Source organism: Agrobacterium sp. LR_9 (assembly GCF_041954855.1).
Classification (GTDB): Bacteria; Pseudomonadota; Alphaproteobacteria; order Rhizobiales; family Rhizobiaceae; genus Agrobacterium; species Agrobacterium leguminum.
The window spans coordinates 236,809-259,437 of sequence record NZ_JAVAYA010000001.1; the positions used below are offsets into that span (position 1 = coordinate 236,809).

The window sequence follows — 22,629 nt, forward strand, 5'->3', positions numbered from 1 at the left end:
TTGAGGTGGAGATTGCCGCTAGTGTCGGCCCTTCTTTTCCGCAACACGATATGACATCGGCAGGCCATTGACGGACGTTCTGACAACCGCTTCCCTGATCTCGGAAGAGAGCCGCGCGACGGCCACTCCGATGATGGAGCAATATATCGAGATCAAGGCGAACAATCCCGGTTCGCTGCTGTTCTACCGCATGGGCGATTTTTACGAATTGTTCTTTGACGATGCGGTCGAAGCCTCCCGCGCTCTGGGCATCACATTGACGAAACGCGGCCAGCATATGGGTCATGATATCCCCATGTGCGGCGTCCCCGTCCATGCGGCGGATGATTATCTGCAGAAACTCATCCTGCGCGGTTATCGCGTCGCCGTCTGCGAACAGGTGGAAGATCCGGCGGAAGCCAAGAAGCGCGGATCGAAATCCGTGGTCAAGCGTGATGTGGTGCGGCTTGTCACGCCCGGCACGCTGACCGAGGAAAAACTGCTATCGCCGACGGAATCCAACTATCTGATGGCGCTCGCCCGCATTCGCGGCAGTGCCGAGGCGCAGTTTGCGCTCGCCTGGATCGATATTTCCACCGGCGTCTTCCGTCTGGCGGAAACGACGCTGACGCGGCTTCTGGCCGATATCTGGCGCATCGATCCGCGCGAGCTGATCGTCGCCGACAGCCTCTTCCATGACGAGGAACTGCGGCCGGTCTTCGATGTGCTTGGCCGCGTGGCCGTGCCGCAGCCGGCGATCCTCTTCGACAGCGCCACGGCGGAAGGGCGCATCGCGCGTTATTTCAGCGTCTCGACGCTGGACGGCTTCGGCACCTTTTCGCGGGTGGAAATGGCGGCCGCCGCCGCTGCCGTCGCCTATGTCGAGAAAACCCAGATCGCCGAGCGCCCGCCGCTTGGTGCGCCGGAGCGCGAAAGCGCCGCTTCGACCCTTTTCATCGATCCCGCCACCCGCGCCAATCTGGAACTGGTGAAGACGCTGTCGGGCGAAAGGGACGGATCGCTGCTGCATGCCCTGAACCGCACGGTAACAGGCGGTGGCGCGCGGCTTCTTGCCGAGCGGCTGATGTCGCCCTTGACCGACCCGGAAAGGATCAACGCTCGCCTCGATGCCGTGGCCTATCTGATCGATGACATCTCGCTGTGTGACGGCCTGCGTGATGCGCTGAAACAGGTTGCGGATATGCCGCGTGCGCTCTCCCGCCTTGCGCTGGAGCGCGGCGGCCCGCGCGATCTCGGCGCCATCAGGCAGGGGCTGGCTTCTGCCGAGAAGATTGCCGCCATTCTCGATCAGGGATTGTTGCCGGACGAGCTGGCGGCGGCGCTCGCGGATTTGAAAGCCCTGCCCGGCGGTCTCGAAGCCATGCTCGGCTCGATGCTTGCCGACGATCTGCCGCTTCTGAAGCGTGATGGCGGCTTCCTGCGTGAAGGCGCCAATCCCGAACTCGACGAGGTGCGGGCGCTTCGCGACCAGTCGCGCCGGGTGATTGCCGGGCTGCAACTGAAATATGCCGATGAGACCGGCATCAAGTCGCTCAAGATCAAGCACAACAATGTGCTTGGCTATTTCATCGAGGTGACGGCAGGCAATGCCGATGTGATGATAGCGACGGACGAGGCCAAGGCGCGTTTTATCCACCGCCAGACCATGGCGGGCGCCATGCGCTTCACCACCACCGAGCTTGCCGATCTTGAAAGCCGCATTGCCAATGCCGCTGCGCAAGCTTTGACCATGGAACTGGAAGCCTTCGAGCGCATGGTCAAGGCCGTTGTTCAACAGGCGGAAGCGATCAAGGCCGGCGCACTGGCACTGGCGGTGATCGATGTCGCCTCTAGCCTTGCTTATCTCGCGACCGAACAGGCCTATTGCCGTCCGATTGTTGATGCCTCCATGACCTTTGCGATCAAGGGCGGGCGGCATCCGGTGGTGGAGCAGGCGTTGCGGCGACAGTCTGCCGGACCCTTCATCGCCAATAATTGCGATCTGTCAGCCGTCAACGGTGGTAAGAACGGCGCGATATGGCTGCTCACCGGCCCAAATATGGGCGGTAAATCGACCTTCCTGCGCCAGAATGCGCTGATCGCCATCCTCGCGCAGATCGGTTCCTTCGTTCCGGCGGAAGCCGCCCATATCGGCGTCGTCGACCGGTTGTTTTCCCGTGTCGGCGCATCGGACGATCTGGCGCGCGGCCGCTCGACCTTCATGGTGGAAATGGTGGAAACCGCCGCCATTCTCAATCAGGCGACGGATCGTTCACTGGTCATTCTGGATGAGATCGGCCGGGGTACGGCGACCTTTGACGGTCTTTCCATCGCCTGGGCGGCGGTGGAGCATCTGCACGAGGTCAATCGTTGCCGTGGTCTCTTCGCTACCCACTTCCACGAATTGACCGTGCTGTCGGAAAAGCTCGGCCGCCTTTCCAATGCCACGATGCGGGTGAAGGAGTGGGAAGGTGACGTCATCTTCCTGCACGAGGTCGGACCGGGTGCTGCGGATCGTTCCTATGGTATTCAGGTGGCCCGGCTTGCGGGCTTGCCTGCATCGGTGGTGGAACGCGCCCGCGAGGTGCTGACGAAGCTTGAAGATGCCGACCGCAAGAACCCGGCCAGCCAGTTGATCGACGATCTGCCGCTGTTCCAGATCGCGGTTCGCCGCGAGGAAACCCGCAAGGCCGGACCATCGAAGCTGGAGGAAGCTCTGAAAGGCTTCAACCCCGACGAAATGACGCCGCGTGAGGCATTGGACGCGCTCTATACGTTGAAGAAAGAACTTGGCAAGGCTTAAGAGGATAGACTGCCTGTCCATCGCCTTTAAAACTCGCTATAGGACACTCCCATCGCAAGTGGTGGGATTTCCCACAGGACATGGATACCGGCATAGATGGCCATCAAGGACCTGGATTTTTCCGACATTCTCGATGTATCGGCGCTGAAGCGCGACTGTGACATCATCTTCAAGGAAGACGGCAAACGCATCGCCGATATCAAGTCCGATCTACTGCCGATCTTCCGCAAGGCCAGTACGGAAGGCCGGGAAAAGGCCAGAGAACTACTGAAAGCCGATGGCAGCGGCATTGACTGCGCCCGGCGCATCTCCTGGCTCCAGGATCGGCTGATCGAAACGCTCTATGATCTCGCCTGCCAATACGTCTATCCGAAAGATGCGCCGCAGATCGCGGTCGCCGCGGTTGGCGGTTACGGACGCGGCACACTGGCGCCGGGATCGGATATCGACCTCCTGTTCCTGTTGCCGGCCAAGAACACGCCCGACATGCACAAGGCCGTGGAATTCGTGCTCTACCTCCTCTGGGACCTCGGTTTCAAGGTCGGCCACGCCACCCGCACGGTGGATGAATGCATTCGCCTCTCCAAATCCGACATGACGATCCGCACGGCGATTCTGGAAGTGCGGGCGATCTGCGGCAAGAAATCCCTGACCGACGATCTCGAAAAACGCTTCGAGTCGGAAGTCGTCACCGGCACCGGCCCGGAATTCATCGCCGCAAAGCTCGCCGAGCGCGACCAGCGCCACCGCAAGGCGGGCGATACGCGTTATCTGGTGGAGCCGAACGTCAAGGAAGGCAAGGGTGGCCTGCGCGACCTGCACACGCTGTTCTGGATCGCCAAATATTATTATCACGTCCGCGATACGGCCGATCTGGTCAAGCTCGGCGTCCTGTCGCGGCCTGAACTCAGGCTGTTCGAAAAGGCCGATGATTTTCTCTGGGCTGTGCGTTGCCAGATGCATTTCATCACCGGCAAGGCGGAAGAGCGCCTTTCCTTCGACATCCAGCGTGAGATTGCTGATGCCCTGAATTATCAGCCGCGCCCCGGCCTTTCCGCCGTCGAGCGCTTCATGAAGCACTATTTCCTCGTTGCGAAGGATGTCGGTGACCTGACCCGCATCGTCTGCGCCGCTCTGGAAGACCGGCAGGCGAAGGATGTGCCGGGCCTTTCCGGCGTTCTCAGCCGCTTCGCCCATCGGGTTCGCAAGATTCCGGGTTCCGTGGAATTTGTTGAAGACCGGGGCCGCATCGCGCTTGCCAAGCCAGATGTCTTCAAGAACGACCCGGTCAATCTGATCCGGCTGTTCCACATTGCCGATATCAACAATCTCGAACTGCATCCCGATGCGCTGCGTGTCGTCACGCGTTCGCTGTCGCTCATCAATGACGAGCTGCGGGAAAACGAAGAGGCAAACCAGCTCTTCCTGTCGATCCTGACGTCCCGGCGCGATCCGGCGCTGACCCTGCGCCGCATGAACGAGGCAGGCGTGCTCGGCAAGTTCATCCCCGAATTCGGCAAGATCGTCGCGATGATGCAGTTCAACATGTATCACCACTATACGGTGGATGAGCATCTGATCCGCTCCGTCGGCGTGCTTTCGGAAGTGGACAAGGGAACGGCTGTCGATGCCCACCCGCTCGCCAACCAGCTGATGCCGAGCGTCGAGGAACGTGAGGCGCTCTATGTTGCCGTTCTGTTGCATGATGTGGCAAAGGGCCGGCAGGAAGACCACTCGATTGCCGGCGCGCGTGTGGCCCGCAAGCTCTGCCAGCGTTTTCGCCTCACCGGCAAGCAGACCGAAACGGTGGTCTGGCTGATCGAGCAGCATCTTTTGATGTCCATGGTCGCCCAGACGCGCGACCTGCACGACCGCAAGACAATCACCGATTTCGCCGACAAGGTGCAGTCCATGGAGCGGCTGAAGATGCTGCTGATCCTGACGGTCTGCGATATCCGCGCCGTCGGTCCTGGCGTTTGGAACGGCTGGAAGGGGCAGCTGCTGCGTTCGCTTTATTACGAGACCGAACTGCTGCTGTCGGGCGGCTTCTCGGAAGTCTCCCGCAAGGAGCGCGCTCAGATCGCCCGGCAGGCGCTCTACGACGCCCTCGACGACTGGGGCCAGAAGGCGCGGCGTAAATATACCAAGCTGCACTACGAGCCCTATCTGCTGACGGTGGCGCTCGAAGACCAGGTGCGCCATACCCGCTTCATCCGTGAGGCCGACAAGCAGGAAAAAGCGCTGTCGACCATGGTGCGCACCCATTCCTTCCACGCCATCACCGAAATCACCGTGCTGGCGCCCGACCATCCGCGTCTGCTGTCCATCATCACCGGCGCCTGTGCTGCCGCCGGCGCCAATATCGCCGATGCGCAGATCTTCACGACGTCCGATGGGCGGGCGCTCGATACGATCCTCATCAACCGCGAATTTCCGATCGATGAGGACGAGACGCGGCGCGGCAACAATGTCGGCAAGCTCATCGAGGAGGTTCTCTCCGGCAAGCAGCGCCTGCCGGAAATGATCGCCACGCGCACCAAGAGCCGCAAGAAGAAGAGCGCCTTCACCATTCCGCCCTCGGTCATCATCTCAAACGGGCTTTCGAACAAGTTCACCGTTATCGAAGTGGAATGCCTCGACCGGCCGGGGCTTCTGGCGGATATGACGGCCGTTATCGCGGATCTGTCGCTCGATATTCACTCCGCCCGCATCACCACCTTCGGCGAAAAGGTCATCGATACATTCTATGTGACGGACCTCTTCGGCCAGAAGGTGACGAATGACAACCGGCAGGCCAGCATCGCCACGCGCCTGAAGGCGGTGATGAGCGAGCAGGAAGACGAATTGCGAGACCGTATGCCGAACGGCATCATCGCCCATCCAGACGTGGCGGCCCTGCCGGCCGCGCGAACGGCAAAGGCTTGAGATTATGAGCCTGATCGGCAAGTTCGCCACAGTCGGCACAGCCACGCTCGGCAGCCGCATCTTCGGCTTCCTGCGCGAAACCCTGATGGCCGCCGCCGTCGGCACCGGCCCGGTGGCGGATGCCTTCAATGCTGCTTTCCGTTTCCCCAATACCTTCCGGCGGCTGTTTGCCGAAGGCGCTTTCAACTCGGCCTTCGTGCCGCTATTCGCCAAGGAAATCGAGGCGAACGGCATGGAAGGCGCGAGGCGCTTTTCCGAGGAAGTCTTCGGCGTCCTGTTCACCGTGCTTCTGGCCCTGACGATCCTGATGGAACTGTCGATGCCGTTCATCGTGCGCACGGTGATCGCGCCGGGCTTTCTGGAAGATCCGGTGAAATTCGACAACACCGTCCATCTCGCCACCATCATGTTCCCCTATCTCGCCTGCATGTCTCTGGCGGCAATGATGGGCGGCATGTTGAACTCGCTGCATCGTTATTTCGCAGCCGCAATTGCTCCCGTTTTCCTCAACATCATCCTCATCGGCGTGCTCGCTTTGGCATGGTGGAAGAACTACGATCCGCTTCAGGTAGGTTATGCGCTCTCCTGGGGTGTGATGGCGGCGGGTCTGGTGCAGCTCGCCATTGTCTGGATAGCCGTGCGCAATGCCGGCATGCGCATCGGTTTCCGCAGGCCCCGGCTGACGAAGAATGTGCAGCGCCTCCTGGTTCTTGCGCTGCCGGCAGCGATTACCGGCGGCATCACCCAGATCAATCTGCTGATCAACACCAATATCGCCTCTGCCGGCGAGGGCGTGATCTCGTCGCTTGCCTATGCCGACCGAATCTACCAGCTGCCGCTCGGCGTCGTCGGCATCGCGGTGGCCACCGTGCTTCTGCCGGAATTGGCGCGGGCGTTGCGCGGCGGGCATATGGTGGAGGCGGGAAGCCTGCAGAACCGCTCGGTCGAATTCGTACTGTTCCTGACATTGCCCGCTGCCGCAGCACTTCTCGTCATGGCGGAACCCATCGTGCGCTTCCTTTACGAGCGCGGCAACTTCTCGCCTTCGGCCACGATCACCGTCGCGCAAATCCTCGGTATCTATGGTCTTGGCCTGCCGGCTTTCGTGCTGATCAAGGCCTTCATTCCGGGCTTTTTCGCCCGCGAGGATACGCGTACGCCGATGATCTTCGCGGCGATTTCCGTCGTCGTGAACGTCTCCCTGGCGCTGACACTGTTTCCGCGTCTTGGGGGCCCCGGCATCGCCATCGCCGAAATCACCGCCGGCTGGGTCAATGCCGCCCTGCTGTTCGGCATGCTTTTATGGCGCGGGCACTGGCATGTGGATATTCCGCTGCTCACCCGCATTCCGCGTTTGCTGCTGGCAGCGGCCTTGATGGCCGGTTTCGTGCATTATGCGCTCACCTGGCTGACTTTCGAACTGTCTTCCGCCTCGTCCATTTTCGTGCGGGCCGGCACCATCATGGCTCTCGTTTTCGCAGCCATGCTGGTCTATTTCGTGCTGGCCTTTGTTTCGGGCGGAGCCGATATCGGCATGGTCAAGCGAGCCATCCGCAAGCGCGGCAAAAAGAACATCGAGACGGAGGCGGGCTGATGTCCTTTGCCGAGAACCGCCGCATCGCGCTCGTCACGCTTGTCGTGGACGATTACGATCGGGCGAAGGCGTTTTATTGCGACATTCTCGGGTTCGAATGCCTGTCCGATCAGCCGCTTGGCGACGGCAAGCGATGGCTGGTGGTGAAGCCGCAAGGCACCGATGGCGGCGCCCTGCTGCTTGCCGAGGCGGACGGTGAACCGCAGAGGCTTGCCATCGGCAACCAGACCGGCGGGCGTGTCGGATTTTTCCTGCACACCGATAATTTCCAGCGCGATTATGAGACCATGCTCGCCCGCGGCGTGCGCTTTCTGGAAGAACCGCGCCACGAGGTTTACGGCTCCGTTGCGGTCTTTGTAGACCCTTATGGCAATCGCTGGGATCTTCTGGAGCCGCGCGGCTGACATGCCCTGAAAGCGCTTGATTGCGAGGGGCTGCGGGTGCATAAGCGCGCGTGCAATTCCAATCACGGGGCGGGGCCCTCCACAAGCCTTTTCGAGGACGACAATGAACGCATTCAAGCCGCTGGTTTTCTCGGGCGTCCAGCCGACCGGCAATCTGCATCTCGGTAATTATCTCGGCGCCATCCGCAAATTCGTGGCGCTGCAGGAAGATAACGACTGCATCTATTGCGTCGTCGATATGCATGCCATCACCGCCCAGCTCGTTCATGCGGACCTGAAGGCGCAGACCCGCTCGATTGCGGCCGCCTTCATCGCCTCGGGCATCGACCCTGTAAAACATATCGTCTTCAACCAGTCGGCCGTGCCGCAGCATGCGGAACTCGCATGGGTGTTCAACTGCGTGGCGCGCATCGGCTGGATGGAGCGCATGACGCAGTTCAAGGACAAGTCCGGCAAGAATGCCGAACAGGTCTCGCTCGGCCTGCTGGCCTATCCGAGCCTGATGGCTGCCGACATTCTCGTCTATCGCGCCACGCATGTTCCGGTTGGTGATGACCAGAAGCAGCATCTGGAACTTGCCCGCGATATTGCCCAGAAATTCAATATCGATTTCGGCGATCATATCCGCAAGGCGGGTCTCGGGCTCGATATCACCGTGGGCGATGAGCCGGTGCACGCCTATTTCCCGATGGTGGAGCCGTTGATCGGCGGTCCGGCACCGCGCGTGATGTCGCTCAAGGACGGCACCAAGAAAATGTCGAAGTCCGACCCTTCCGATCTTTCGCGCATCAACCTGATGGATGATGTCGATGCGATCTCGAAGAAGATCAAGAAGGCAAAGACCGATCCGGACGCGCTGCCGAGCGAAGTGGAAGGCCTGAAGGGCCGTCCCGAGGCCGAAAACCTCGTCGGCATCTATGCTGCTCTCTCCGACAGGACCAAGGCGGATGTTCTTTCCGAATTCGGCGGACAGCAGTTCTCGGCGTTCAAGCCGGCCCTCGTCGAGCTTGCGGTTAATGTTCTGGCCCCCGTCAACAACGAGATGCGCCGCCTTCTCGATGACCCGACCCATATCGACGCCATCCTCAAACAGGGCGGCGAGCGGGCACGCACCATCGCCGAAAAGACGATGAACGAGGTGCGCGACATCATCGGCTTCCTGCGCTGACAGGTCGCTGCTGCGCGAATGCGGCGGGCGGTTTGCGCCTGCCGTGATTTGATATAATCTCCGCCCGAAACGTCGGGCGGTTTTACGGATCACGGCGGACCTAGGGAGTGCAGAATGGTTTCAAAACGGCTGTCGCGTCTGGAAGGGCATCGTCGCAAATTTCTCGCTGTTATCGATGACACACCGGAATGCGAAAGGGCCGTGCACTATGCCGGTCGTCGTGCCAAGAACTCCAATGGCGGGCTGGTGCTGCTTTACATGATCCCGGAAGGCGATTTCCAGCAATGGCTGGGTGTCGAGCAGATCATGCGGGCCGAAGCGCGTGAGGAGGCGGAAGCCACGCTCGCCAAAATCGCCCAGAAGGTGCGCGAGACCATCGGCATTGAGCCGGAAGCCGTCATTCGCGAAGGCAGCGCCACCGAGCAGATTCACGGGCTGATCGAGGAAGACCGCGATATAGCCATTCTGGTGCTCGCGGCTGGCTCGACGAAGGAAGGGCCGGGACCGCTTGTTTCCTCCATCGCCGGACGTGGGGCAGCCTTTCCCATTCCCGTCACCGTGTTGCCGGATACTTTGTCCGATGAGGAAATCGACGCTCTCTGCTGATCCGGGTCCCGGACAAGATTTAGGGGCTGACGATTTCTTGAATGTAATTATCATGTCAGGGCTTGAAGTGCAGCTTCGCCGGGCGTATTTTTTGGAAGAATTCTAAATTACGGGGCGTGAACGGCGACCTCGAAGGAGACAGACGATGTTCATTCAGACGGAAGCCACGCCGAACCCGACGACGTTGAAGTTCCTGCCGGGCAAAGTGGTGCTGGAAAGCGGTACGGCTGAGTTTCTCAACCCTTCGCAGGCGCAGGCTTCGCCGCTGGCGGAGCGCCTCTTCACCATTCCGGGTGTGACCGGCGTTTATTTCGGTTTCGATTTCATCACCGTCACCAAGGACGGTGCGGAATGGCAGCACCTGAAGCCTGCCATTCTGGGCTCGATCATGGAACATTTTATGTCCGGCCGCCCGATCATGGGCACGGCTGTTGCGGCTGAAGTGTCGGATGAGGAGGGCGAATTCTTCGAAGAGGGTGACGAAACCATCGTCGCCACCATCAAGGAGCTGCTGGATACCCGCGTCCGCCCCGCCGTGGCGCAGGATGGCGGCGATATCACCTTCCGAGGTTTCCGCGATGGTACTGTGTTCCTGAACATGAAGGGCGCCTGCTCGGGTTGCCCGTCCTCCACCGCCACGCTGAAGCATGGCGTTCAGAATCTGCTTCGCCATTTCGTGCCGGAAGTGCGCGAAGTCGAAGCGGTATAAAAGCGCAAGCCAGGCCATCATGATTGTTCTCGCACTCGACACCTCAGGTGTGGATTGTTCCGCATGCGTTTATGACAGCGCCTCCGACAGGGTGCTCGGCGAGGTATGCGAAACGATCGGCAAGGGCCATGCCGAAAGGTTGATGGCGGTGATCGACGGTGCCCTGGAGCGGGCGCAACTGTCGCTCCAGAATATCGGGCGCATCGCCGTGACCATCGGGCCGGGGTCTTTCACCGGTATCCGCGTCGGGATCGCCGCCGCGCGCGGCTTTGCCCTGTCGCTCGGCGTCGAGGCCGTGGGCGTCACCACGCTTGAAACGCTGGCGCTTCATCATCTGCTTGCAAATCCCGGCCGGTCCGTGGCCGTTGCGCTGGATGCCAAGCGCGGCGAAGCCTATCTCCAGACATTCGGTGCGGATGGATCGCCGCTGAGCGATGCTGCGCTTCTGCCCCTGGACGACGCCAAAACGGTTACCACCGGTTTTGATGGCGCCGTTATCGGTTCAGCCGCGCCGCTTTTGGCGGGGTTGGAGGCGGGTTCGGGACCGGATCACTTCCCGATTGCCTCGGTCGCGCGTGCTGCTGCGCGCAAGCCAGCTGGCCAGCCGAAACCCGCGCCGCTTTATCTGCGCGGGCCGGATGCCCGGCCGCAGACCGGTTTTGCGCTGGCACGTCAGGGCGTTGCCTGATAGGGCATTCGTCAACATGTGCGAATGATTCCTGTGATGCCCGATTCCTGTTATGTTTGACGACTATCTGACCTGGAAGCCCTATTTCGAGATCGTGCCGATGCAGCATGAGGATTGCGCCGCGGTGGCGGAGTTGCATGCGCTGCGCTTTCCGCGCCCGTGGAACGACGGGGAGTTTTCCGGGCTGCTGACGCAAGGGTCGGTTTTCGGTGCTGTCGCACGCCAGACCAACGCCTTTTTCAGCAAGCCGCTCGGTGGTTTCGTGCTGGCGCGGGAAGTGGCGGGTGAGGCGGAAATCCTGACCGTTGCCGTGGCGGACAAGTTCGCACGCGCCGGTCTCGGCTGGCGTCTGATGCAGTCGGCCATCCGCGAGGCGATGATGCGCGGCGCCGAAACCATGTTTCTTGAGGTGGATAATAATAATGCCTCTGCGCTGGGGCTTTACAGGAAGCTCGGCTTCAAAACCGTCGCGGAACGCAAGGCCTATTACACCGCAAAGGATGGAACGAAGTCGACGGCGCTTGTCATGCGCCGCGATCTTCGCTAGTTCCCTGCGACAGGCATTTTTCGGCGAAAGCCGCAAACCGGAATTCTCAAAAGGCCAGAAGACGTGACAGACCTTTCGAAAACGCTGGAGGAGCTTTGCGCCGAACGCGGCATGCGGATGACGGATCAACGCCGTGTCATCGCCCGCGTCCTTCAGGAGTCAGCCGACCATCCCGATGTCGAGGAGCTTTACCGCCGCTCCTCCGCCGTGGATCCGCGCATCTCGATTTCCACCGTCTACAGAACGGTGAAGCTGTTCGAGGATGCCGGCATCATCGAGCGTCACGATTTTCGCGACGGCCGTTCGCGCTATGAGACCGTGCCCGAGGAACATCACGATCACCTGATCGACTTGAAGAACGGCGTGGTCATCGAATTTCATTCCGCCGAGATCGAGGCACTTCAGGAAAAGATCGCCAGGGAACACGGCTTCAAGCTCGTGGATCACCGGCTGGAACTTTACGGCGTGCCGTTGAAGCCCGGCGAACACTGAGACGCCGGTGAGCAGACGGGCGTTCCAATCATGATGTGGCTCCGGACAGCCTATATCGCGGTCGTTCTTCTGATCGTCACGCTCATATTGCTGCCGCTGCAACTGTTGGGCCTTGCCTTCGACTGGCGGCTTCGCCGCCGCATTCCGCGCCTCTGGCATCGCATCGCCTGCCATGTTCTCGGCATCCGCGTGCATGTGCATGGCGATGTGGAGCGGGCGAAACCGCTGATGCTTGCGGTCAATCACGCCTCGTGGAAGGACATCCTCGTTTTGGGCAGCATTGCCGACGTGGTGTTCATCGCCAAGACGGAAGTGCGGGACTGGCCGGTGTTCGGCTGGCTTGCCCGCTTGCAGAAAAGCATCTTTGTTCAGCGTGAGCAGAAACGCAGCACCGGCGCGCAGGTGAGCGAGATCGCCAGCCGCATGGCCGATGGCGAGATCGTCGTTCTGTTTCCCGAAGGCACCACCTCGGACGGCAACCGCATGCTTGCCGTCAAATCCTCGCTGTTCGGTGCGGCCTCCACCGCCGCTGAACAGGTGCCGGGCAAGCTGGTTTATGTGCAGCCGGTCGCCATCGCCTATACCAGGGTGCAGGGCATGGCCATGGGGCGCTACCATCGCGTCATCGCCGCCTGGCCGGGCAGCATCACGCTCGTGCCGCATCTTCTCGGCATCATCAGGGCCGGCGCCATCGATGTCGACGTGACATTCGGTGACAGCGTTCCGTTTCACAGCACGGATAACCGCAAGCGCCTGGCGACCGATATCGCCGCCTCCATCCGCTCCATGCTGGCCTTCAGCCTGCGCGGCGGCTGGCGGAATTAGCGAGATCGTAGCTTTTCCGGCATTTTTCTGTTTAATCTGGCCGTGAAAAACACTAGATAGCCGCCATGACCCAGGAAACGCTTGGCCTCGACGCCCCACCCATGATTGCCCGCGAGGGTTCGAACAGCAGAAAGGTCTTCATCAAGACCTATGGCTGTCAGATGAACGTCTACGATTCCGTCCGTATGAGCGATGCGCTGGCGAAGGACGGCTACGTTCAGACGGAAGATATGGGCGAGGCGGATCTGGTTCTGCTGAACACCTGTCATATCCGCGAAAAGGCGGCTGAAAAGGTCTACTCGGCGCTAGGCCGCCTGCGCGACATGAAAAAATCGCGCGAAGAGCAGGGCCGCGAATTCATGATCGGCGTTGCCGGTTGCGTTGCGCAGGCGGAAGGCGAGGAAATCCTTCGCCGTGCGCCCGCCGTTGATGTCGTCATCGGCCCGCAGACCTATCATCGCCTGCCGGACGCCCTGAAGCGGGTGCGCGGCGGCGAGCGTGTCATCGAGACCGAATATGCGGTTGAGGATAAGTTCGAGCATCTGCCGGTGGCCGAAAAGGCGACGCTGCGCACGCGCGGCGTGACGGCGTTTCTGACTGTGCAGGAAGGTTGCGACAAGTTCTGTACCTTCTGTGTCGTGCCCTATACGCGCGGTTCGGAAGTCTCCCGCCCCGTGCGCCAGATCGTCGATGAGGCGATGAAGCTCGTCGATGCCGGCGTGCGCGAAATCACACTGCTCGGCCAGAATGTGAATGCCTGGCAGGGCGAAGGCCCGAAGGGCGAGAAATGGGGTCTGGCCGAACTGCTTTACCGGCTGGCGGAAATTCCCGGCCTCGCACGGCTTCGTTACACCACTAGCCATCCGCGCGACATGGACGAGCGCCTGATCGGCGCGCATCGCGATCTGCGCCTCCTGATGCCCTATCTGCATCTGCCGGTGCAGTCCGGCTCGGACCGCATTCTGAAAGCGATGAACCGTCGCCATACGGGTGAGGAATATATCCAGCTTATCGAAAAAATCCGCGCCGCCCGCCCTGATATTGCCATGTCGGGAGACTTTATTGTCGGTTTCCCCGGTGAGACGGATCGCGATTTCGAAGATACGATGGCGATGGTCGAGACGGTGAAATATGCGCAGGCCTTCTCGTTCAAATATTCCACCCGTCCCGGTACGCCGGGAGCCGATCTCACCGATCAGGTTGCGGAAGAGGTGAAGGCTGAGCGACTGGAAAGATTGCAGGCCCTGTTGCTGCGGCAGCAGAAGGAATTTGCGGAATCGCTGGTCGGAAAAACCATGGATGTGCTGCTGGAAAAGCCCGGCCGCATGCCTGAGCAGTTGATAGGTCGCTCTCCATGGCTGCAATCCGTGAATCTTGATGCAAAGACTTTGAAAATCGGTGACATTGTTAATGTACGAATCACCGCAACGGGTCCAAACAGCTTGTTTGCCGAGGTGGCAGGGAGTTAGAGTGAGGAGCCGACACTGATTGGGACAGGAGCCTGACCGCTTGAACGCACACGAATTGGTATCAAATTCATCGCGCCAGCCACGCCAAGCCGCGACCGACGCCAATCACTTCGTCCTCACGTTCGAGAATAACAGGATAGCGGGAGAGCTATTCGGTCAGTTCGATCAGAACCTGAAGCTCTTGGAGCAGCGCCTCAATATCGACGCCCGCCCGCGCGGTAATTCCGTCGCCATCACCGGCGATGTCGTTGCCACCAATCAGGCTCGTCGGGCGCTGGATTTCCTCTATGAACGGCTGCTCAAGGGCGGAACCGCCGAGGTCTCCGATGTCGAAGGCGCGATCCGCATGGCCATGGCCGCGGACGACCAGCTGACCTTGCCGACGATGGAACGCAAGGCGAAGATTTCCATGGCACAGATTTCCACCCGCAAGAAGACCATCGCTGCCCGCACGCCGACACAGGATGTCTACATGCGGGCGCTGGAGCAGTCCGAACTGGTTTTCGGCGTCGGCCCCGCCGGCACCGGCAAGACCTATCTTGCCGTGGCGCATGCGGCGCAGCTTCTGGAGCGCGGCGCGGTTGACCGCATCATCCTGTCGCGCCCCGCCGTCGAAGCGGGTGAGCGTCTGGGCTTCCTGCCGGGCGACATGAAGGAAAAGGTCGATCCTTATCTGCGTCCGCTTTACGACGCGCTTTATGACATGATGCCGGGTGACAAGGTGGAGCGAGCCATTCAGGCGGGCGTCATCGAAATCGCACCGCTGGCCTTCATGCGCGGCCGCACGCTGGCCAATGCCGCCGTCATTCTGGACGAAGCCCAGAACACCACGACCATGCAGATGAAGATGTTCCTCACCCGTCTTGGTGAGAACGGCCGCATGATCGTGACCGGTGACCCAAGCCAGGTGGATTTGCCGCGCGGCGTGAAATCCGGTCTTGTCGAGGCCCTGCAAATCCTCACCGATGTCGAAGGCGTGTCCGTCGTGCGCTTCAAGGATGTCGATGTCGTTCGTCATCCGATGGTGGCGCGTATCGTCCGGGCTTACGAATCCCACACGGCCGTGCCGGATGAAAGCCTCGTAAAGGGCAGCTGACGTAAAGCAATGACAGCTCTGGATATTCAAATCAGCGTCGAGGCCGAAGGCTGGTCCTCGGAAGAGGATCTGCTGGCCTTCGCCACCAGGGTGCTGGATGTGGCGGTCGATTTCCTGAAGCGGGAAGAGGACCAACCCTTCCCGAAAATGCCGGTGGAACTGTCGCTGGTCTTCACCGACGACGAAAATATTCGCGAAATCAACGCTGAGTGGCGCGACAAGGACAAGGCAACCAATGTCCTGTCTTTCCCGGCTTTTCCGCTGGAGCCGGGCGGAATGCCGGGCCCCATGCTGGGCGATATCGTCATCGCGCGCGAGACGGTTGAACGCGAGGCCCTTGAACTTGAGAAGAGTTTCGGGGATCATCTGACCCATCTGCTCGTTCATGGGTTCCTGCATTTGTTCGGTTATGACCACATGGACGAGGAAGAAGCGGAAGAAATGGAGTCGCTTGAGACTCGCATTTTGGCGGTGCTTGGCCTATCTGATCCATACGCGGGTCAGGAACCGCTTTAAATATTGTCTGGAGCCATGAACGAACATTCTGCACGACCTGCCAATGAGGGCAGAGAAAACGGCGAGCAGTCCTCTTCGGAGGAGGGCAGTAGTCACTTACGTCACGACTACAACGCCAAGCCTAAATCGACCATCTGGTCACGCATCGCACGGTTGCTGAAACCATCCCAGGGCGAGCGCCTGCGCGAGGATTTGACCGACGCGCTGATGGACGACACCGAAATCGGTGCGGCCTTTTCGCCCGAAGAACGGGCGATGCTCAACAATATCCTGCGTTTCCGCGAGATTCGGGTCGAAGATATCATGATCCCGCGTGTGGACATCGACGGTCTCGATGAGAATATGACGATCGGCGATGCGCTGATCCTCTTTGAGGAAACCGGGCGTTCGCGCATGCCGGTCTATGACGAGACGCTGGATAATCCGAAGGGCATGATCCACATTCGCGATCTGCTGGCCTATGTCGCCAAGCAAGCCCGCAACAAACGCCGGGCCGGTTCGCGAAGCGTCGCTTACGGTGAGGTGAAGGCGCCGCGTTCACCGCGGCCGAATTTCGACCTGGCACGTGTCGATCTCGAGCAGACGGTCGCCGCTGCCGGGTTGGTGCGCAAAATTCTTTTCGCACCGCCCTCCATGCTGGCCTCCGACCTTTTGAAGACGATGCAGGCCCAGAGAACCCAGCTTGCGCTGGTGATCGATGAATATGGCGGCACCGACGGTCTCGTCAGCCACGAGGATATCGTCGAGATGGTCGTGGGTGACATCGATGACGAGCATGACAAAGACGAGGCGATGTTTTCGCGTCTTTCAGCCGATGTGCTTGTCGCGGATGCGCGTGCAGAACTCACCGAACTCGCCGAGGCGATCGGGCCGGAATTCGATGTGCGTGAACATCTGGAGGAAATCGATACGCTCGGCGGTCTCATCTTCTTCGCGCTCGGCCGCATTCCGGCCAAGGGCGAGGTGGTCAGGGCCGTGCCAGGTTTCGAATTCCAGATCCTCGATGCGGATAGCAGGCGCATCAAGGGCGTTCGTATCGTCCGCGATCACGGCTCCGAAGGTGAGGATGATCGCGCTCCGGGCGAAGCGGGCGCCAATGAGGTGATTGCGCTGCCTGCGCCGGATGTTCGCCTTATCACGCACCAGCAGAACGCCGATTAAGAAAGGGTGACGGGGTTTTTCCCCGTCGCTTCCACCTTTCGACATATCAATGCGACAGGTATGAATGCCCGTGTTCGGCGTCGAAAAGAACAAGTGGCGCTTCGGTCGCCACGCCTCCTGTGGACTGCGAATCTTTTTTCCTTTACGTCGGGTCTGAGGGGAAATTCCGTGGCGCGGCCTTGTCGGCGGCGGGCTTTTCCGGACGCGCATAAACGGAGATGGCATGGAGCGTCTTGCAGGCAGGGTAATGCTGGCCGGCGGCATGAGCCGCGCAGTTATGGCGATTGCTGCAGGTGCGGTCGGGGCGCTCGCTTTGCCTCCATTCGGCTTTTTTGCAGCGCTGTTTTTCTCTTTCACTCTGCTTGTCTGGCTTGTGGATGGCTGCACTGGAAAACCGGGCGGCGGCCTCTTCAGCCGCATCCTGCCAGCCTTCGGCATCGGCTGGTGTTTCGGGCTTGGTTACTTCGTCGCTGGCCTGTGGTGGCTCGGCAATGCTCTCCTGCTGGAAGCCGATGAATTCGCCTGGGCGCTGCCGCTCGCCATCCTTGGTCTTCCCGCTTTTCTGGCGTTGTTTTACGGTTTTGCGGTTGCCGCAGCCAATCTCCTCTGGTCGGAGGGCCTCGGCCGTATCGCTGCACTTGCTGCCGCGTTCGGCTTTTCGGAATGGCTGCGCAGCTTCCTAGCCACCGGCTTTCCCTGGAACGCCATCGGTTACGGCATCATGCCCATCCCGATCATGATGCAGTCGGCACATCTGCTTGGTCTTTTCAGCGTGACGACGCTTGCGGTTTTCATATTCGCCTCGCCGGCGCTGATAGGCACGAAAAAAGGCATGTGGTCGGGTCTTGCCGTGGCGGGGCTGCTACTGGCCGGCCATTTCGGTTATGGCTTCTACCGTCTCCAGACGCCGTCGGAGGTGCCCGCAGACGCACTGACCGTTCGGATCGTGCAGCCTTCCATCGATCAGTCACGCAAGATGCTGAACGCGGACAGGGCGGAGATTTTTGGCGAGCACCTGCGGCTCTCGGCTCTGCCGCCCGGCGAAGGGAAAAAGCGCCCTGATATCATCGTCTGGCCGGAAACCTCGGTGCCGTTCATTCTGACGCAAAACCCGGATGCTCTGGCGGAAATCGCCAAAACGCTGGAAGATGGGCAGGTGCTGTTCACCGGCGCCGTGAGAATGGAAGATCAGGGGGCAGGCCGCCCGCCGCGTTATTATAATTCGGTCTATGCGATCGACAGCCAGGGCGAGATCATCGGCGCGACCGACAAGGTGCATCTCACTCCTTTTGGCGAATATGTCCCCTTTGAAGGCATCCTGCGGGAGTTCGGCATCGACAATGTCATCGCCCTGCCGGGAGGTTTTTCCGCCGCTTCCTCGCGCACGCCGCTCACGCTTCCTTCGGGCAAGACCTTCTATCCTCTCATCTGTTACGAGATCATTTTCCCGGGTGAGATGACGCCGGGGCTGGCCGGCTCGGCCGCCATCCTGAATGTGACCAATGATGGCTGGTTCGGTGATACGCCCGGCCCCTATCAGCATTTTCTGCAGGCGAGGGTCCGGGCCGTTGAGACGGGCGTGCCGGTGATTCGCGGTGCCAATACCGGAATTTCCGCCGTCATAGACCCCTATGGCCGCATTATTGCGGGGCTCGATTACGGCCGGGTGGGAATTGTTGACGCCACTTTGAGTGGTGGGTCAAACGACGCATTTACTTACGACATACATCGGACGTATTTCTGGTTGATTTTTTCTATCTTGATGATCGTTGCGGTATTTCCCGCCTTGAGTTTCGCTCGGCGCCAGAATTGACCGGGAACCCCTGTAATTGCATAGTGAATACGTCAGTCGTAAAACAAGTTTAGACGCTGTCGAATTGCCGACTCATTTCTTCGAATAGTAATGAAGCGAGATATCAACCCTTTCCGAGTGTCAGGACCGCATGATGACCGAGAATAAGAAAAAGCCTAACCCCATCGACATTCATGTCGGAAGCCGAATTCGCCTTCGCAGAACCATGCTCGGAATGAGCCAGGAGAAGCTGGGTGAAAGTCTCGGAATTACCTTTCAGCAAATCCAGAAGTATGAAAAAGGCACGAACCGCGTTGGCGCCAGCCGCCTCCAGAATATTTCCGCGATCCTCAATGTGCCCGTTTCCTTTTTTTTCGAAGATGCACCCGGCGATCAGGCTGGCGGCACACCCGGCATGGCGGAGGCGTCGAGTTCCAACTATGTGGTCGACTTTCTGTCCTCGGCTGAAGGTCTGCAGCTGAACCGCGCCTTCGTGAAGATCGCCGACCCGAAGGTTCGCCGCCGTCTCGTCGATCTCGTCAAGGCGCTCGCCGCCGAAGGTGACGCCGAGTAAGCGCAGCCCGCGCGACGCAGAAAATTTCCGGCACGGGATGCCGGGCACTCAACGGTCCGCAAGGACCGTTTTTTTGTGCCCGATTGGAAAGGAATTCTCACATAAAGATATATTTATGTGGTTGTGTCCTTGTTTTTCACGGCCGAAATGACTAACAAACTCCAAGACCGTTCTTTGAGGGGAATCCCGCATGCGTGCCAATTATCTGTTCACCAGCGAGTCCGTGGCCGAGGGTCATCCGGACAAGGTTTGTGATCGTATTTCCGATGAAATTGTGGATCTCATCTATCGTGAAGCGTCCAAGACGGGCGTTGACCCGTGGACCGTGCGCATTGCCTGCGAAACGCTTGCGACGACCAACCGCGTCGTTATCGCCGGTGAGGTTCGGGTTCCCGATACGCTTCTGAAGAAGGACAAGGACGGCAAGGTCCTCAAGGACGCCGCTGGCCACCCGGTTATCAACCCCTCGAAGTTCAAGTCTGCCGCCCGCAAGGCGATCCGCGACATTGGCTACGAGCAGGATGGTTTCCATTGGAAGACCGCCAAGATCGACGTTCTCCTGCATCCGCAGTCTGCTGATATCGCGCAGGGCGTGGACAACGCCTCCGACAAGCAGGGCGACGAGGGCGCCGGCGACCAGGGCATCATGTTCGGTTACGCCTGCAAGGAAACGCCGGACCTCATGCCGGCTCCGATCTATTATTCCCATCGTATCCTGCAGCTGCTCGCCACCGCCCGTAAAAGCGGCGAAGGCGAAGCGGCCAAGCTCGGCCCCGACGCCAAGAGCCAGGTCACGGTTCGTTACGTCGACGGCAAGGCGGCCGAAGCCGTATCCATCGTTCTGTCCACGCAGCACCTCGATGCAAGCTGGGATTCGAAGAAGGTTCGCGCCGTTGTCGAACCCTATATCCGCGAAGCTCTGGGCGACCTGAAGATCGCTGACGATTGCCAGTGGTACATCAACCCGACCGGCAAGTTCGTCATCGGCGGTCCCGATGGTGACGCCGGCCTGACGGGTCGCAAGATCATCGTCGACACCTATGGCGGCGCTGCGCCCCACGGCGGCGGTGCATTCTCCGGCAAGGACACGACCAAGGTCGACCGTTCCGCCGCCTACGCCGCCCGTTATCTCGCCAAGAACGTTGTGGCTGCAGGTCTCGCCGAGCGCTGCACGATCCAGATTTCCTACGCAATCGGCATCGCCCAGCCGCTGTCGATCTATGTCGATCTGCATGGCACCGGCAAGGTCAGCGAAGATCAGGTCGAGGCCGCGATCCGCAAGGTCATGGACCTGTCGCCGTCGGGCATCCGCCGTCATCTCGATCTCAACAAGCCAATCTACGCCAAGACGTCTTCCTATGGCCATTTCGGCCGCAAGGCCGGCCGTGACGGCTCCTTCTCCTGGGAGAAGCTCGATCTGGTGAAGCCGCTCAAGGAAGCTTTGAGCGCTTGAAGCATTTCCAGTAAAATTGCGTAGCGGTTTTACGTCCGGAAATGCGTCAACCAGATATCGCGCTTGTTATTTGACGGCGATTGAGAGATACCGTCACCAACTTTGTAACCCGCACAGTGCCTCATGTGGCGCTGTGCGGGTTAAGTCTATTTGTTCTTGAGAGTATGAGATGACGGAAGAACGGCGTTCGCGCGCGACGGAAGCATTTTTTGGCAGACGCAAGGGCAAGCCCCTGCGCAATCAGCAGGTCGACACAATCGAGAACCTGTTGCCTTTGCTGAAAATCGATCTGGAAAGCGCCCCGCCGCAAAATCTCGCCGCTCTTTTTCCCGCGGATGTGCGGTCGATCCGTCTGGAGATAGGCTTTGGCGGCGGCGAGCATCTCGCCCACCGCGCGGTTGAAAACCCGGAGACGGGTTTCATCGGCGTGGAGCCCTTCGTCAATTCCATGGCCAAGCTGCTCGCCGCCGTGCGTGAACGCGAGCTGATGAATATCCGCCTTTACGACGATGATGCGACGCAATTGCTGGACTGGCTGCCCGAGGGATCGATCGATCATATCGACCTTCTCTATCCTGACCCGTGGCCGAAGAAGAAGCACTGGAAGCGTCGTTTCGTTTCAGACGTCAACCTCGCCCGCTTCCATCGCGTGCTGAAACCCGGCGGAAAGTTCTGCTTCGCTTCCGATATCGATACTTACGTCAACTGGACGCTGCAGCATTGCGCCCGCCATGGCGGCTTCGAATGGACAGCGACGAGTGCTGATGACTGGCGCACGCCCTACGCCAACTGGCCGGGCACGCGTTATGAGAACAAGGCGAAAAGAGAAGGCCGCAGCTCGGCCTATCTCACCTTCATTCGTCGTTGAGCGGCTGAGCCCTCAGAGGGCCGCATCCACTTCCGCGGCAAGCGGAATGGAAGGCTGGGCGCCGGCGCGGGTGCAGGCGAGCGAGCCTGCGACGGCGGCGCGCTTCAGCGCCCTTTCGAAATCCATACCCTGATCGAGGCTGGCGGCGAGATAACCGCAGAAGGTGTCGCCCGCACCGACCGTATCGACCGGTTCGATCTTGAGGCCGGAAGCCCGGAAAACCTTGCCGTTGCGCATGGCGATCACGCCATCGGCACCGAGCGTCACGATCAATGTCTGGCCGGTCCTGTCATGCAGGGCTTTCAGTTCGTTTTCCCGCTCAGAACCGGAAAGGCCGTTCTTTCCGATCAGCAATTCGAACTCGGTTTCATTGGCGATGACGATATCGGCAAGGCCCGCAAGCCGCGGCCCATCGGCGGTCAGTGGCGCAGTATTGATGACGGTGGTGACGCGCTTTGCCTTCGCAGCCGTCAGCGCCGCTTCGATAGCGGGCGCGGGTATCTCGAACTGCAGCATCAAAATATCGCCCGCCGACATTTCCGCCAGGGCTTTCGCGGCGTCGGATGCGGAGACTTCACCATTGGCGGCGGGAATGACCGAGATCATGTTTTCCCCGCCTTCGCCGATAAGGATCACTGCCGTACCGGTAGGGCCGGGCGTGGTTTTAACCAATGACAGATCGGTTCCCGCGTCGCGCAGCAATGTCAGCGCCGGCACTGCAAAGGTGTCATCGCCCGCAGCCCCTGCCATCTTGACCGAGGCGCCCGCACGCCGTGCGGCCAGCGCCTGGTTGGCTCCCTTGCCGCCAGCGGCCGTGGAGAAGGTCTCGCCCGTCACGGTTTCACCCGGCTTGGGCAGGCGTTTGGCGGTGGCGACGAGGTCCATGTTGATGGAGCCGAAAACAGTAATCATGGAGGGCGTATCCGTATAGAATTCAAGCAAGGCGGCGACTTTGCCCGA

The 22,629-nt window shown here is 60.2% G+C and carries 20 protein-coding genes; 19 read left to right on the forward strand and 1 reads right to left on the reverse strand.

Annotated features, from left to right (window positions below):
• Positions 1-67 precede the first annotated feature (67 nt).
• From mutS to trmB, 19 genes are all read left to right on the forward strand, one after another.
• Complete coding sequence (mutS, locus tag RAC79_RS01200) at positions 68-2,782, forward strand: DNA mismatch repair protein MutS (protein WP_174038754.1); 2,715 nt, start codon at positions 68-70, stop codon at positions 2,780-2,782.
• Between the two features lie 96 nt (positions 2,783-2,878).
• Positions 2,879-5,707 (forward strand): [protein-PII] uridylyltransferase, encoded by a 2,829-nt coding sequence (locus RAC79_RS01205; RefSeq protein WP_174038755.1) that lies wholly within the window; start codon positions 2,879-2,881, stop codon positions 5,705-5,707.
• Between the two features lie 4 nt (positions 5,708-5,711).
• Entirely contained in the window at positions 5,712-7,301 is a 1,590-nt protein-coding gene (gene murJ, locus RAC79_RS01210) for a murein biosynthesis integral membrane protein MurJ (protein ID WP_174038756.1), read from the forward strand.
• On the forward strand, positions 7,301-7,705 hold the full coding sequence (locus RAC79_RS01215) for a VOC family protein (RefSeq protein ID WP_174038757.1): 405 nt from the start codon (positions 7,301-7,303) through the stop codon (positions 7,703-7,705). Before murJ ends, RAC79_RS01215 begins: the two co-directional genes overlap by 1 nt.
• Positions 7,706-7,808: 103 nt before the next feature.
• Positions 7,809-8,873 (forward strand): tryptophan--tRNA ligase, encoded by a 1,065-nt coding sequence (gene trpS, locus RAC79_RS01220; protein ID WP_174038758.1) that lies wholly within the window; start codon positions 7,809-7,811, stop codon positions 8,871-8,873.
• 114 nt (positions 8,874-8,987) lie between these two features.
• Complete coding sequence (locus RAC79_RS01225) at positions 8,988-9,479, forward strand: universal stress protein (RefSeq protein ID WP_003503758.1); 492 nt, start codon at positions 8,988-8,990, stop codon at positions 9,477-9,479.
• A gap of 145 nt (positions 9,480-9,624) precedes the next feature.
• Positions 9,625-10,188, forward strand: coding sequence for a NifU family protein (locus RAC79_RS01230; RefSeq protein ID WP_020812436.1), 564 nt, complete (start codon positions 9,625-9,627; stop codon positions 10,186-10,188).
• Positions 10,189-10,207: 19 nt separating this feature from the next.
• Positions 10,208-10,876, forward strand: a complete 669-nt coding sequence (tsaB, locus tag RAC79_RS01235) for a tRNA (adenosine(37)-N6)-threonylcarbamoyltransferase complex dimerization subunit type 1 TsaB (protein WP_374996847.1) — start codon at positions 10,208-10,210, stop codon at positions 10,874-10,876.
• Between the two features lie 52 nt (positions 10,877-10,928).
• The gene (locus tag RAC79_RS01240) at positions 10,929-11,423 is read left to right on the forward strand and encodes a GNAT family N-acetyltransferase (protein WP_020812438.1); all 495 of its coding nucleotides are present in this window, start codon (positions 10,929-10,931) and stop codon (positions 11,421-11,423) included.
• A 63-nt stretch (positions 11,424-11,486) separates the two neighbouring features.
• Entirely contained in the window at positions 11,487-11,915 is a 429-nt protein-coding gene (locus RAC79_RS01245; RefSeq protein ID WP_003503749.1) for a Fur family transcriptional regulator, read from the forward strand.
• Between the two features lie 30 nt (positions 11,916-11,945).
• Positions 11,946-12,740, forward strand: coding sequence for a 1-acyl-sn-glycerol-3-phosphate acyltransferase (locus tag RAC79_RS01250; RefSeq protein WP_125145228.1), 795 nt, complete (start codon positions 11,946-11,948; stop codon positions 12,738-12,740).
• A gap of 65 nt (positions 12,741-12,805) precedes the next feature.
• A complete protein-coding gene (miaB, locus tag RAC79_RS01255; RefSeq protein WP_059759364.1) occupies positions 12,806-14,209 on the forward strand; it encodes a tRNA (N6-isopentenyl adenosine(37)-C2)-methylthiotransferase MiaB in 1,404 nt (467 codons plus the stop codon).
• A 40-nt stretch (positions 14,210-14,249) separates the two neighbouring features.
• Positions 14,250-15,305 (forward strand): PhoH family protein, encoded by a 1,056-nt coding sequence (locus RAC79_RS01260; RefSeq protein WP_078051331.1) that lies wholly within the window; start codon positions 14,250-14,252, stop codon positions 15,303-15,305.
• A gap of 9 nt (positions 15,306-15,314) precedes the next feature.
• Positions 15,315-15,821: an rRNA maturation RNase YbeY gene (gene ybeY / locus RAC79_RS01265; RefSeq protein ID WP_174038760.1), complete on the forward strand. Its 507-nt coding sequence runs from the start codon at positions 15,315-15,317 to the stop codon at positions 15,819-15,821.
• Between the two features lie 15 nt (positions 15,822-15,836).
• On the forward strand, positions 15,837-16,982 hold the full coding sequence (locus RAC79_RS01270; RefSeq protein ID WP_078051329.1) for a hemolysin family protein: 1,146 nt from the start codon (positions 15,837-15,839) through the stop codon (positions 16,980-16,982).
• A 223-nt stretch (positions 16,983-17,205) separates the two neighbouring features.
• On the forward strand, positions 17,206-18,795 hold the full coding sequence (lnt, locus tag RAC79_RS01275; protein WP_174038761.1) for an apolipoprotein N-acyltransferase: 1,590 nt from the start codon (positions 17,206-17,208) through the stop codon (positions 18,793-18,795).
• Between the two features lie 133 nt (positions 18,796-18,928).
• Complete coding sequence (locus tag RAC79_RS01280; protein ID WP_003520055.1) at positions 18,929-19,348, forward strand: helix-turn-helix domain-containing protein; 420 nt, start codon at positions 18,929-18,931, stop codon at positions 19,346-19,348.
• Positions 19,349-19,538: 190 nt separating this feature from the next.
• A complete protein-coding gene (metK, locus tag RAC79_RS01285) occupies positions 19,539-20,801 on the forward strand; it encodes a methionine adenosyltransferase (RefSeq protein ID WP_003520054.1) in 1,263 nt (420 codons plus the stop codon).
• Positions 20,802-20,970: 169 nt separating this feature from the next.
• Entirely contained in the window at positions 20,971-21,669 is a 699-nt protein-coding gene (trmB, locus tag RAC79_RS01290; protein WP_078051327.1) for a tRNA (guanosine(46)-N7)-methyltransferase TrmB, read from the forward strand.
• Positions 21,670-21,681: 12 nt separating this feature from the next.
• Here the strand turns inward: trmB and RAC79_RS01295 are convergent, their stop codons facing one another.
• Positions 21,682-22,581, reverse strand: coding sequence for a ribokinase (locus RAC79_RS01295; protein ID WP_142844081.1), 900 nt, complete (start codon positions 22,579-22,581; stop codon positions 21,682-21,684).
• Positions 22,582-22,629: the final 48 nt, after the last annotated feature.

Coding starts and splice junctions, on each gene's coding strand:
- RAC79_RS01205 (WP_174038755.1), top strand. CDS start 2,879: ATGGCCATCAAGGACCTGGATTTTTCCGACATTCTCGATGTATCGGCG.
- murJ (WP_174038756.1), top strand. CDS start 5,712: ATGAGCCTGATCGGCAAGTTCGCCACAGTCGGCACAGCCACGCTCGGC.
- RAC79_RS01215 (WP_174038757.1), top strand. CDS start 7,301: ATGTCCTTTGCCGAGAACCGCCGCATCGCGCTCGTCACGCTTGTCGTG.
- trpS (WP_174038758.1), top strand. CDS start 7,809: ATGAACGCATTCAAGCCGCTGGTTTTCTCGGGCGTCCAGCCGACCGGC.
- RAC79_RS01225 (WP_003503758.1), top strand. CDS start 8,988: ATGGTTTCAAAACGGCTGTCGCGTCTGGAAGGGCATCGTCGCAAATTT.
- RAC79_RS01230 (WP_020812436.1), top strand. CDS start 9,625: ATGTTCATTCAGACGGAAGCCACGCCGAACCCGACGACGTTGAAGTTC.
- tsaB (WP_374996847.1), top strand. CDS start 10,208: ATGATTGTTCTCGCACTCGACACCTCAGGTGTGGATTGTTCCGCATGC.
- RAC79_RS01240 (WP_020812438.1), top strand. CDS start 10,929: ATGTTTGACGACTATCTGACCTGGAAGCCCTATTTCGAGATCGTGCCG.
- RAC79_RS01250 (WP_125145228.1), top strand. CDS start 11,946: ATGATGTGGCTCCGGACAGCCTATATCGCGGTCGTTCTTCTGATCGTC.
- miaB (WP_059759364.1), top strand. CDS start 12,806: ATGACCCAGGAAACGCTTGGCCTCGACGCCCCACCCATGATTGCCCGC.
- ybeY (WP_174038760.1), top strand. CDS start 15,315: ATGACAGCTCTGGATATTCAAATCAGCGTCGAGGCCGAAGGCTGGTCC.
- RAC79_RS01270 (WP_078051329.1), top strand. CDS start 15,837: ATGAACGAACATTCTGCACGACCTGCCAATGAGGGCAGAGAAAACGGC.
- lnt (WP_174038761.1), top strand. CDS start 17,206: ATGGAGCGTCTTGCAGGCAGGGTAATGCTGGCCGGCGGCATGAGCCGC.
- RAC79_RS01280 (WP_003520055.1), top strand. CDS start 18,929: ATGACCGAGAATAAGAAAAAGCCTAACCCCATCGACATTCATGTCGGA.
- metK (WP_003520054.1), top strand. CDS start 19,539: ATGCGTGCCAATTATCTGTTCACCAGCGAGTCCGTGGCCGAGGGTCAT.
- trmB (WP_078051327.1), top strand. CDS start 20,971: ATGACGGAAGAACGGCGTTCGCGCGCGACGGAAGCATTTTTTGGCAGA.
- RAC79_RS01295 (WP_142844081.1), bottom strand. CDS start 22,581: ATGATTACTGTTTTCGGCTCCATCAACATGGACCTCGTCGCCACCGCC.